This is a genomic window from Pseudomonas saponiphila, assembly GCF_900105185.1.
Classification (GTDB): domain Bacteria; phylum Pseudomonadota; class Gammaproteobacteria; order Pseudomonadales; family Pseudomonadaceae; genus Aquipseudomonas; species Aquipseudomonas saponiphila.
The window spans coordinates 1,604,334-1,615,374 of the sequence record NZ_FNTJ01000002.1 but is presented as its reverse complement, the minus strand read 5'-3'; the positions used below and the strand labels follow the sequence as shown (position 1 = coordinate 1,615,374).

General features: G+C 66.4%; 10 protein-coding genes. 9 read left to right on the top strand and 1 reads right to left on the bottom strand.

Annotation, left to right across the window (positions count from 1 at the left end; all coding sequences use genetic code 11):
• Positions 1-194 precede the first annotated feature (194 nt).
• Entirely contained in the window at positions 195-920 is a 726-nt protein-coding gene (locus BLV47_RS29185) for a tellurite resistance TerB family protein (RefSeq protein WP_092319948.1), read from the bottom strand.
• Between the two features lie 190 nt (positions 921-1,110).
• Between BLV47_RS29185 and BLV47_RS29180 the strand changes: the two genes are divergently transcribed.
• From BLV47_RS29180 to BLV47_RS29140, 9 genes are all read left to right on the top strand, one after another.
• The gene (locus BLV47_RS29180; RefSeq protein WP_092319946.1) at positions 1,111-2,025 is read left to right on the top strand and encodes a LysR family transcriptional regulator; all 915 of its coding nucleotides are present in this window, start codon (positions 1,111-1,113) and stop codon (positions 2,023-2,025) included.
• A gap of 107 nt (positions 2,026-2,132) precedes the next feature.
• Positions 2,133-3,623: a gamma-aminobutyraldehyde dehydrogenase gene (locus BLV47_RS29175; RefSeq protein WP_425272200.1), complete on the top strand. Its 1,491-nt coding sequence runs from the start codon at positions 2,133-2,135 to the stop codon at positions 3,621-3,623.
• Positions 3,624-3,712: 89 nt separating this feature from the next.
• Positions 3,713-4,864 (top strand): putative ABC transporter substrate-binding protein YdcS, encoded by a 1,152-nt coding sequence (ydcS, locus tag BLV47_RS29170; RefSeq protein WP_092319944.1) that lies wholly within the window; start codon positions 3,713-3,715, stop codon positions 4,862-4,864.
• Positions 4,865-4,948: 84 nt separating this feature from the next.
• A complete protein-coding gene (locus tag BLV47_RS29165) occupies positions 4,949-5,986 on the top strand; it encodes an ABC transporter ATP-binding protein (protein ID WP_092320584.1) in 1,038 nt (345 codons plus the stop codon).
• Between the two features lies 1 nt (position 5,987).
• Positions 5,988-6,932, top strand: coding sequence for an ABC transporter permease (locus BLV47_RS29160; protein WP_092319942.1), 945 nt, complete (start codon positions 5,988-5,990; stop codon positions 6,930-6,932).
• Positions 6,922-7,731, top strand: a complete 810-nt coding sequence (locus tag BLV47_RS29155) for an ABC transporter permease (protein WP_092319940.1) — start codon at positions 6,922-6,924, stop codon at positions 7,729-7,731. The genes BLV47_RS29160 and BLV47_RS29155 overlap by 11 nt, the downstream gene beginning before the upstream one ends.
• A 39-nt stretch (positions 7,732-7,770) precedes the next feature.
• Entirely contained in the window at positions 7,771-9,195 is a 1,425-nt protein-coding gene (locus BLV47_RS29150; RefSeq protein WP_092319938.1) for a gamma-aminobutyraldehyde dehydrogenase, read from the top strand.
• Positions 9,196-9,398: 203 nt separating this feature from the next.
• Complete coding sequence (locus BLV47_RS29145) at positions 9,399-9,809, top strand: hypothetical protein (protein ID WP_092319936.1); 411 nt, start codon at positions 9,399-9,401, stop codon at positions 9,807-9,809.
• A 35-nt stretch (positions 9,810-9,844) separates the two neighbouring features.
• Entirely contained in the window at positions 9,845-10,861 is a 1,017-nt protein-coding gene (locus BLV47_RS29140) for an SEL1-like repeat protein (RefSeq protein WP_244168966.1), read from the top strand.
• Positions 10,862-11,041: the final 180 nt, after the last annotated feature.

The window sequence follows — 11,041 nt, the reverse complement described above, 5'->3', positions numbered from 1 at the left end:
CATTCAAAAATGGAGGGAGTATAGCCGAGGACGATGGCGGTTTTACCGGTGGTTTGACGACACAGGTAGCACTTTGGGCAGATTGGTGCGCCCGCTCTGGCTAGCGCCTTAGCGGGCTTTTCTCGGCCCGCAGGGCATATCGGCAAATCCCCAGGGCAGAACCGCCATCCATGGCGAAGGAGCGGCCGTGCAGCTCAGCCAGCGCTCTGGCGCACCTGGTTTTCCAGCTCAGCCTTGAGCCCCAGCGGCAGTTGCAGGTGGCGCGCCAGCTCATCCAGGTAGGCCTTCTCCATGAAGTGCTGCTCATCCACCAGCATCAGGCTGGCCAGGTACATCTCCGCGGCCATTTCCGGGGTGCTGGCGGCGCGGGCCACGTCCGCAGGGTCCAGCGGCTTGTGCAATTCGCCGTGCAGCCAATGCTGCAGTTGCGGGTCGTTGTCCAACTTGCGCAACTGGTCCTCGATCAGCGCCCGCTCGCGCTCGTCGACATGACCGTCGGCCTTGGCCGCCGCCACCAGGGCCTTGAGGATCGCCTGGCTGTGCTGCTCGACCTGTTGCGCCGGCAAGCGGTCGAGGGTCTGCGGCGCAGTGTCCGGGGCCGTGCCCTGTTGCGCCTGCCAGTTGCCGTAGGCCTTGTAGGCCAACACGCCGAGGGCCGCGAGGCCGCCATAGGCCAGGGCCTTGCCGCCGAACTTGCGGGCTTTCTTGTTGCCCAGCAGCAAGCCCATGGCCCCGGCTGCCAGGGCCCCACCGCCAGCGCCGCCGAGCAGTCCGCCCAGACCGCCGGGCTTGCCCCCGAGCAAACCGCCAAGTCCGCCCTGCGGGGCCTTGCCGCCCTCGCCTGACGGGGTGCCGGCCTGGTTCTGCAACAGCTCCTGGCCGGACCTGAGTAATTGATCGAGCAATCCACGGGTGTTCATCTGCCGCCTCCGCACAGTCAGTGTCGTGTCGACACATCAGGCCGCAAGCCTAGAGAGAAGTGCCGAGGACCAGAGGACGATAGTGCTTCTGAATGTTGCTTTCACCGGATCAGGGAAAGGTGCTAAACAAGGCATCGGTTTTACCAATACAGCGCCCAATATTTCTAAAAAGCCGCCCGGTAGCCCCGCCATGATGACCTTGCGCCAGATCCGTCACTTTATCGCCGTGGCCGAAACCGGCTCGATCTCCGCCGCCGCCCAGGCGGTGTTCATTTCCCAGTCGACCCTGACCCTGGCCATCCAGCAACTGGAGCAGGAAATCGGCGTCAACCTGTTCAGCCGCCATGCCAAGGGCATGACCCTGACCCATCAGGGGCATCAGTTCCTGCGCCAGGCGCACCTGATCCTGGCCACGGTGGACAACGCCAAGCGCAGCCTGCAGCAGAGCAGCGACCCGGTGGCCGGACAGTTGACCGTGGGGGTGACCAGCCTGGTGGCCGGCTATTACCTGGCCGACCTGCTGACCCGTTTCCAGCGCGCCTACCCCAATGTAGAGATACGCGTCATGGAGGACGAACGGCCCTATATCGAACACCTGCTGGTCAGCGGCGAAATCGACGTCGGGGTGCTGATCCTGTCCAACCTCGAAGACCGCCATGCCCTGCAGACCGAAGTCCTGACCCACTCGCCGCAGCGCCTCTGGCTGCCGCCCCAGCACCCTTTGCTGGAACACGACAGCATCAACCTGGCGGACGTGGCCCGGGAGCCGCTGATCCAGCTCAACGTCGACGAAATGGAGCGCAACGCCCAGCGCCTGTGGAGCGTGGCCGGGCTGCAGCCACGGATCAGCCTGCGCACCGCCTCCACCGAAGCGGTGCGCAGCCTGGTGGCCGCCGGGCTGGGCCTGTCGATCCAGCCGGACATGACCTACCGCCCCTGGTCCCTGGAGGGCGACATCATCGAGGCCCGGCCCCTGGCGGACCTCAACCAGACCCTGGATGTCGGCCTGGCCTGGCGCCGGGGCACCGCGCGCCCGGCCCTGGTGGACCCCTTCCTCACCGTGGCCCGGGAGCAGCCCCCGGGCGGGCGCAAGCCATCTATTTAATCGAACGGCCCCTTGAGTATTAAGAATTTGTCGACCTCAGGCCCCGCTACTAGTCTCTGGGCATTCCCCACAAGAACAGGCCGGGCACTCACCCCCAGGAAAGCCCCATGGCCCTAGCACACAAGAGCACCCGCAAAATGGCTGGCCCACAGACTCCGCTGTGCACGGCATTGCTGATCGATGGCGAACTGGTGAACGGCCAGGGCCGGGTCGAGCCGATTCTCAACCCGGCCACCGGCGAGGTGTTGACGCAGATCGCCGAAGCCAGCAGCGAACAGGTGGAAAGCGCGATCTTCGCCGCCCACCGAGCATTCTCCAGCTGGTCGCGGACCACCCCGCAGCAACGCGCGAACCTGCTCCTGGCGATTGCCGACAGCCTGGAACAACAGGCCGACTACCTGGCCCGCCTGGAAGCCCTGAACTGCGGCAAGCCTCTGCACCTGGCGCGCCAGGACGACCTCGGCGCCAGCGTCGACGTGTTCCGTTTCTTCGCCGGCGCGGTGCGCTGCCAGCACGGCCAGTTGAGCGGCGAGTACCTGCCGGGCTACACCAGCATGGTGCGCCGCGATCCCCTTGGCGTGGTGGCCTCGATCGCGCCCTGGAACTACCCGATCATGATGGCCGCCTGGAAGATCGCCCCGGCCCTGGCAGCGGGCAACACCCTGGTGTTCAAGCCCTCGGAACACACCCCGCTGTCGATCCTGGCCCTGGCCCCGAGCCTGGCGCAGTTGCTGCCACGGGGCGTGATCAACATCGTCTGTGGTGGCGGCGAAGGGGTCGGCAGCCACCTGGTCAGCCATCCGAAGGTGCGCATGGTGTCCCTGACCGGCGACATAGTCACCGGCCAGAAAATTCTCCAGGCCGCGGCCAAAACCCTCAAGCGCACCCACCTGGAACTGGGGGGCAAGGCGCCGGTGATCGTCTGCGACGATGCCGATCTGGAGGCCGTGGTCGAGGGCGTGCGCAGCTACGGCTACTACAACGCCGGTCAGGACTGTACCGCTGCCTGCCGGGTCTACGCCCAGGCCGGCATCCACGACCGCCTGGTGGCCGAGCTGGGCAGCGCCGTCAGCAGCCTGCGCTTTGCCAGCAAGCGCGACGCCGACAACGAAATCGGCCCGCTGATCAGCACCCGCCAGCGCGACCGGGTGGCCAGCTTCGTCGAGCGCGCCCTGAGCCAGCCCCACATCGAACGCATCACCGGCGCGGCGGTGCACTCCGGCGCCGGTTTCTACTACCAGCCGACCCTGCTGGCCGGCTGCCGGCAGAACGACGAGATCGTCCAGCGCGAGGTGTTCGGACCTGTGGTCACCGTCACCCGCTTCGAACAACTGGAGCAGGCGCTGGACTGGGCCAACGACTCGGAATACGGCCTGGCCTCTTCGGTCTGGACGCAAAACCTGGACAAGGCCATGCAACTGGCAGCACGCCTGCAATACGGCTGCACCTGGATCAACAGCCATTTCATGCTGGCCAGTGAAATGCCCCACGGCGGCCTCAAGCGCTCCGGCTACGGCAAGGACCTGTCCAGCGATTCACTGCAGGACTACAGCGTGGTGCGCCACATCATGGTGCGCCACGGCAACGAGCTGAAATAACACCACTACGCTAATAACAAGCCGTCCGCGGCCGCAGCACCCCATCGTCAACCACTGCCCCAATCCTAATAAAAGCAGAGGCAATCCCCATGTCCGCGCACAAGACCGCAATCCTCAGTGCTCTCACCACCGCCTTGCTGGCCAGCGCCAGCCTGCAGGCCGCCGAACCGCTCAAGGCCGTGGGGCCGGGCGAAGGCCAACTGGATATCGTCGCCTGGCCGGGGTACATCGAACGGGGCGAGAGCGACAAGAATTACGACTGGGTCACCGGCTTCGAGCAGGAAACCGGCTGCAAGGTCAACGTCAAGACCGCCGCCACCTCCGACGAGATGGTCAGCCTCATGGCCAAGGGCGGCTACGACCTGGTGACCGCCTCCGGCGACGCCTCCCTGCGGTTGATCGCCGGCAAGCGGGTGCAACCGATCAACACCGCGCTGATCACCAACTGGAAGAACCTCGACCCGCGCCTCAAGGACGGCCCCTGGTACGTAGTCGAGCAAAAGACCTACGGCACGCCCTACCAGTGGGGCCCCAACGTGCTGATGTACAACACCCAGGTGTTCAAGCAGGCGCCCACCAGCTGGGACGTGGTGTTCAAGGCGCAGAACCTGCCGGACGGCAAGCCCAACAAAGGCCGCGTCCAGGCCTATGACGGCCCGATCTACATCGCCGACGCGGCGCTGTACCTCAAGAGCGCACGGCCGGAACTGGGGATCCAGAGCCCCTATGAGCTGACCGAGGCCCAGTACAAGGCAGTGCTCGATCTGCTGCGCGCCCAGCAACCGCTGATCCACCGCTACTGGCACGACACCACGGTGCAGATGAGCGACTTCAAGAACGAGGGTGTGGTGGCCTCCAGCACCTGGCCCTATCAGGTCAATGGCCTGGTCAACGAGAAACAGCCGATCGCCTCGACCATTCCCAAGGAGGGCGCCACCGGCTGGGCCGACACCACCATGCTGCACGCCGAGGCCAAGCACCCCAACTGCGCCTACAAGTGGATGGACTGGTCGCTCAAGCCCAAGGTCCAGGGCGACGTCGCCGCCTGGTTCGGTTCATTGCCGGCGGTGCCAGCGGCCTGCAAAGAGAGCGAACTGCTGGGAGCCGAGGGTTGCAAGACCAACGGTTTCGACCAGTTCGACAAGATCGCCTTCTGGAAAACCCCGCAAGCCGAGGGCGGCAAGTTCGTGCCCTACAGCCGCTGGACCCAGGACTACATCGCCATCATGGGTGGCCGCTAGCCCGACCGCCCCATCAGGCCCTCGTTGACCCAGCAGTCCAGGCAGGCCGCCAGTGGCGGCCCTGCCTTTGCGGAGCAGTGCACCATGACCCTTGCAGTCCAGTTCACCCAGGTTTCCCGGCAGTTCGGCGAGGTCAAGGCCGTCGACCGGGTGTCCATCGATATCCACGACGGTGAATTCTTCTCCATGCTCGGCCCGTCCGGTTCGGGCAAGACCACCTGCCTGCGGCTGATTGCCGGCTTCGAGCAGCCCAGCGCCGGTTCGATCCGCATCCACGGCGCCGAGGCCGCAGGCCTGCCGCCCTATCAAAGGGACGTCAACACGGTGTTCCAGGACTACGCACTGTTCCCCCACATGAATGTGCGGGACAACGTCGCCTACGGCCTGAAGGTCAAGGGCGTGGCCCGCCACGAACGCCTGGAGCGTGCCGAGGCGGCCCTGCAGATGGTGGCCCTGGGCGGTTATGGCGAACGCAAGCCGGCGCAACTGTCCGGTGGCCAACGCCAGCGGGTGGCCCTGGCCCGGGCCCTGGTCAACCGGCCACGGGTATTGCTGCTGGACGAACCCCTGGGGGCCCTGGACCTGAAACTGCGGGAGCAGATGCAGGGCGAGCTGAAGAAGCTCCAGCGCCAGTTGGGCATCACCTTCATCTTCGTCACCCACGATCAGACCGAGGCCCTGTCGATGTCCGACCGGGTGGCGGTTTTCAACAAGGGCCGCATTGAACAGGTGGACAGCCCGCGCAACCTGTACATGAAACCCGCCACCCCCTTCGTCGCCGAGTTCGTCGGCACTTCCAACGTGATTCGCGGCGAGCTGGCGCAACAACTCAGCGGCAGCCCGCAGCCCTTCTCCATCCGCCCGGAACACGTGCGTTTCGCCCAAGGTCCGCTGGCGGCCTCGGAGATCGAAATCAGCGGCCTGCTGCACGATATCCAGTACCAAGGCAGCGCCACCCGCTTCGAAGTGAAACTGGACAACGGCCAGACCCTGAACATCAGCCAGGCCAACAACCAATGGCTGGACACCGACAGCAGCCACTGCACCGGCCAACGCATCAGCGCCCGCTGGGCCCGGGAGGCGATGATCCCGCTGACCGACACCCCGACCAGCGAGGCCTGAGATGAGCACCCAGGCCCTCGTCCAAGGCAGCGGCGATGCGCCCCTGCGATGCGTCTCCAACCTGCTGTACCGGCGCCCCAACCTGTACCTGACCCTGCTGCTGGTGCCGCCGCTGATCTGGTTCGGCGCAATCTATCTCGGCTCGCTGCTGACCCTGCTGTGGCAGGGCTTCTACACCTTCGACGACTTCACCATGGCGGTCACCCCGGACCTGACCCTGGGCAACTTCGCCGCGCTGTTGCAGCCGTCGAACCTCGACATCATCCTGCGCACCCTGGGCATGGCCGTGGCGGTGTCCATCGCCAGCGCCATCGTGGCCTTTCCCATCGCCTACTACATGGCCCGCTACACCAGCGGCAAGACCAAGGCGTTCTTCTACATCGCGGTGATGCTGCCGATGTGGGCCAGCTACATCGTCAAGGCCTACGCCTGGACCCTGCTGCTGGCCAAGGGCGGCGTGGCCCAGTGGTTCATCCAGCACCTGGGGCTGGAGGCGCCGTTGCAATGGCTGCTGGGCGTTCCCGGGGTCGGCGGCAGCACCCTGTCGACCTCGCACCTGGGACGCTTCCTGGTGTTCGTCTACATCTGGCTGCCATTCATGATCCTGCCGATCCAGGCCTCCCTGGAGCGCCTGCCGCCCTCGCTGCTGCAGGCCTCGGCGGATCTTGGCGCGACGCCGCGCCAGACCTTCATGCTGGTGATCCTGCCGCTGGCGGTGCCGGGCATCGCCGCCGGCTCGATCTTCACCTTCTCCCTGACCCTGGGGGACTTCATCGTGCCGCAACTGGTGGGCCCGCCGGGCTACTTCGTCGGCAGCATGGTCTACGCCCAGCAAGGCGCCATCGGCAACCTGCCGATGGCCGCCGCCTTCACCCTGGTGCCCATCGTGCTGATCGCCATCTACCTGTCCATCGTCAAACGCCTGGGGGCCTTCGATGCACTCTGAACAAGCATCCTTGAGCCTGCGTCTGGCGGCCTGGGGCGGGCTGGTGTTCCTGCACTTCCCGATCCTGATCATCTTCCTCTACGCCTTCAACACCGAGGACGCGGCCTTCAGCTTTCCGCCCCGGGGCCTGACCCTGAAGTGGTTCAGCGTGGCCTTCAGCCGCCCCGACGTGCTGGACGCCATCCAGCTGTCGCTGCAGATCGCCGCCATCGCCACCCTGATCGCCCTGGTCCTCGGCACCCTGGCGTCGGCGGCCCTGTACCGCCGCGAGTTCTTCGGCAAGCAGGGCATCTCGCTGATGCTGATCCTGCCCATCGCCCTGCCGGGCATCATCACCGGCATCGCCCTGCTGGCGACCTTCAAGACCCTGGGCATCGAGCCCGGTCTGTTCACCATCGTCGTCGGCCACGCCACCTTCTGCGTGGTGATCGTCCACAACAACGTGATCGCCCGGCTGCGGCGCACCTCCCACAGCCTGATCGAAGCCTCCATGGACCTGGGCGCCGACGGCTGGCAGACCTTCCGCTACATCATCCTGCCCAACCTCGGTTCGGCCTTGCTGGCCGGGGGCATGCTGGCGTTCGCCCTGTCGTTCGATGAAATCATCGTCACCACCTTCACCGCCGGCCATGAACGCACCCTGCCACTGTGGTTGCTCAACCAGTTGAGCCGGCCCCGGGACGTACCGGTGACCAACGTGGTGGCCATGCTGGTGATGCTAGTGACCATGCTGCCGATCCTCGGCGCCTACTACCTGACCCGTGGCGGCGAAAGCGTGGCCGGCAGCGGCGGCAAATAACCCGCTTCCCTACCCTCAGCACCAAGAAAGGAGATGAACATGCAAACCCGATTGCTGATCAACGGCCAACTGGTGGCCGGCGAGGGGCCGGCCCAGCCGGTATACAACCCGGCCCTGGGCAGCGTGCTGGTTGAGATCAACGAGGCCAGCCAGGCCCAGGTGGACGCTGCGGTGCAGGCCGCCGACAGCGCCTTCGCCAGCTGGTCGCAGACCCCGCCCAAGGACCGCTCGCTGCTGCTGCTCAAGCTCGCCGACACCATCGAGGCCCACGGCGCCGAGCTGGCCAAGCTGGAATCGGACAACTGCGGCAAGCCCCTGAGCGCAGCCCTGAATGACGAGATCCCGGCCATCGCCGACGTGTTCCGCTTCTTCGCCGGCGCCAGCCGCTGCCTGGGCGGCTCGGCGGCGGGGGAATACCTGCCCGGGCACACCTCGATGATCCGCCGCGACCCGGTGGGGGTGATCGCCTCCATCGCCCCCTGGAACTACCCGCTGATGATGGTCGCCTGGAAGATCGCCCCGGCCCTGGCCGCCGGCAATACCGTGGTGCTCAAGCCCTCGGAACAGACCCCGCTGACCGCCCTGCGCCTGGCCCAGCTGGCCAGCGAGATTTTCCCGGCCGGCGTGCTCAACCTGGTATTCGGTCGTGGCCCGAGCGTCGGCCAGCCGCTGGTCAGCCATCCCAAGGTCCGCATGGTGTCGCTCACCGGTTCGATCGCCACGGGCGCGAATATCATTTCCAGCACCGCCGACAGCGTCAAACGCATGCACATGGAACTGGGGGGCAAGGCCCCGGTGATCATCTTCGACGACGCCGATATCGACGCCGCGGTGGAGGGCATCCGCGCCTTCGGCTTCTACAACGCCGGCCAGGACTGCACCGCCGCCTGCCGGATCTACGTGCAGGACGGGGTCTACGAGCGCTTTGTCGAGCAACTCGGGGCCGCCGTCGCCAGCATCAAGCATGGCGTGCAGGACGACCCGGCGACCGAGCTGGGGCCGCTGATCACCGCCGCGCATCGCGACCGCGTGGCCGGTTTTGTCGAGCGCGCCCTCGCCCAGCCACACATGCGCCTGATCACCGGGGGCAAGGCAGTACCGGGCAACGGCTACTTCTTCGAACCCACGGTGCTGGCCGACGCCCGGCAGGACGACGAGATCGTGCGCCGCGAAGTCTTCGGCCCGGTGGTGTCGGTGACCCGCTTCGAGGATGAAGCCCAGGTCCTGGGGTGGGCCAACGACTCGGACTACGGCCTGGCCTCCTCGGTGTGGACCGCCGACGTCGGCCGCGCCCATCGCTTGTCGGCACGCCTGCAATACGGCTGCACCTGGGTCAACACCCACTTCATGCTGGTCAGCGAAATGCCCCACGGCGGCCAGAAACTCTCCGGCTACGGCAAGGACATGTCCCTGTACGGATTGGAGGACTACACCACGGTGCGCCACGTCATGTTCAAGCACTGAGGCCCACGGGCCATCGGCAGGCGCTGGCCCACAGCGCCTGCTGCTCGATCGCCAGCTGCCAGACTGGATTAGCGCCCCCGGTTGCGGCACTATCCGCCGCCTGAAAACCCCGGCGCCATCGACCGGAATCGCTTCATACCTTCCGGCAGCAAGGATGCGCCCATGCCCCGCCCTATCCCCACCACCGCCCGCGAGTGCCGTCCATGAGCCTGGACGCCACCGGCCGCTATCACCTGCTGCGCATCTGCACCAGCCTGGTGCCGCTGGCGCTGCCGGCGCCGCTGTTCTATCTGGCGCATGTCTGGGGCGTACCGCTGTATCGCAGCCACTTCGGCGCCCTGGCCAAGGGCTTTGGCCTGGGCGTGATGGTGGATCTACTGTTTCATCTGCTGATCATCGTCAGCGTGCTGGTGGCCCTGGTGCCCAACCTGAAGGCCAAGCTCGGCCTGGTCGGCGCCCTGGTGCTGTTCACCGCCTGGGCGATGTTTCCCGACCACCCGATCCGCGGCTACGTCTATTGCCTGCTGATGAGCGTGCCACCGCTGCTGGCGATCGCTCTGGCGCAGTGGCTGTGCCGCCGCTTCGTGCCCGCGCCGGCCCCGGACACCCCATGACCGCCGCTCCGTTTCCCAACTCAACGAGTTCGCCGATGCCCGCCCTTCGTCATCTGTTGCGCCCACTGTGCGCCGCCCTGTTGCTCGGTGCTGCCGCGCAAGTGGCCCAGGCCGCTGCCCCCGCCTGCCCGTCCAGCGACCTGCCGACCTTCCTCCAGGCCTTTGCCAGCAGCCCGGAGCTGCAGCAAGCGTTCACCGATTCGCCGCTGATTGAACAGCGCCCGGGGCGTGACGAATACGGACGCGAGATCACCACCCGGCACAAGCTGACGGGCGATACCCGGCACCTGCTGACCCTGCTCGATCCGAAGGCCCAGGCCCGGGCCGGACTGCAAACGTTCTGGGAGAGCCAGACCCTGGTGGTGCATGACCCACTGGGCGACGTGCTCCAGGCCTTCGTCTTTCAACAGGGCGCCTGCTGGCAACTGGTGCGGGTCGAGCAGTGGTCCATGACCGGCCTGCTCGACCAGGACGCCCCGGCCAATGAAACGGCCTTGCAACGGCAGATGCGCAAGGCCGATCTGTTCCTGGGCTACGGCGGCCGGGAGCAATACCTGTTGACCGGGTACTTCTTCGATCTGGGCCAGCAGCTTCTGCTGGACGCCGCCCGGCATGGCTCGGCCAAGGCGGCCGTGCAGGCAGTGAGCCTGGGCTACTCGGGCATGGCGCCGGCGCTCAAGCCCGGGGAGCCGGAACAACTGCTGCAGCCTTACGCGGCGACCGATGCCGAGGCGGCGTTGATGCTGTCGATGTACTACTGCGATCCGCTCGGCGATGGCTCGGTCAATGAATGCCAGCAACCGCGCAAGTCCGAAGAGCTGGTGCTGCGCACCGCCCGGGAACTGGACTCGGCCAGCGCCTACTACTACCTGGGCAGCGGCTACGCCGAGGGCAAGTGGGGCACCACCGATGGCCCCCGGGCCCTGGCCTGCTACCAGGAGGCGATCAAGCGTGGCGATCTGGACAGCCTGCGGATGCTGACCTGGTGGACTAAAAAAGGCCAAACGCCCGCCGCCGGTGCCCAGTGCCTGCCGGCACCGGCGCAGAGCTGAACCCGGAGCGGCGTGCCGGCCCCGGGGCGGACACCGCGGCGCAGGCTCATTGACTTTTTTTCACAAGAGTTTGATTGCCTCCGCGCCGCCTGATCGCGTTAATTGAGCCTCCACTCCATTCACCGACAGGCCAGCCCATGCCCCTCGTCCCTCTTGCGCACGCCCTGTTGCCCGGGCCCC

Excerpts from the sequence above, each read along its gene's own strand:
- BLV47_RS29175 (WP_425272200.1), top strand. The coding sequence starts at position 2,133 with ATGGCCCTAGCACACAAGAGCACCCGCAAAATGGCTGGCCCACAGACT.
- BLV47_RS29155 (WP_092319940.1), top strand. The coding sequence starts at position 6,922 with ATGCACTCTGAACAAGCATCCTTGAGCCTGCGTCTGGCGGCCTGGGGC.
- BLV47_RS29145 (WP_092319936.1), top strand. The coding sequence starts at position 9,399 with ATGAGCCTGGACGCCACCGGCCGCTATCACCTGCTGCGCATCTGCACC.
- BLV47_RS29165 (WP_092320584.1), top strand. The coding sequence starts at position 4,949 with ATGACCCTTGCAGTCCAGTTCACCCAGGTTTCCCGGCAGTTCGGCGAG.
- BLV47_RS29140 (WP_244168966.1), top strand. The coding sequence starts at position 9,845 with ATGCCCGCCCTTCGTCATCTGTTGCGCCCACTGTGCGCCGCCCTGTTG.
- BLV47_RS29185 (WP_092319948.1), bottom strand. The coding sequence starts at position 920 with ATGAACACCCGTGGATTGCTCGATCAATTACTCAGGTCCGGCCAGGAG.
- BLV47_RS29150 (WP_092319938.1), top strand. The coding sequence starts at position 7,771 with ATGCAAACCCGATTGCTGATCAACGGCCAACTGGTGGCCGGCGAGGGG.
- BLV47_RS29160 (WP_092319942.1), top strand. The coding sequence starts at position 5,988 with ATGAGCACCCAGGCCCTCGTCCAAGGCAGCGGCGATGCGCCCCTGCGA.
- BLV47_RS29180 (WP_092319946.1), top strand. The coding sequence starts at position 1,111 with ATGATGACCTTGCGCCAGATCCGTCACTTTATCGCCGTGGCCGAAACC.
- ydcS (WP_092319944.1), top strand. The coding sequence starts at position 3,713 with ATGTCCGCGCACAAGACCGCAATCCTCAGTGCTCTCACCACCGCCTTG.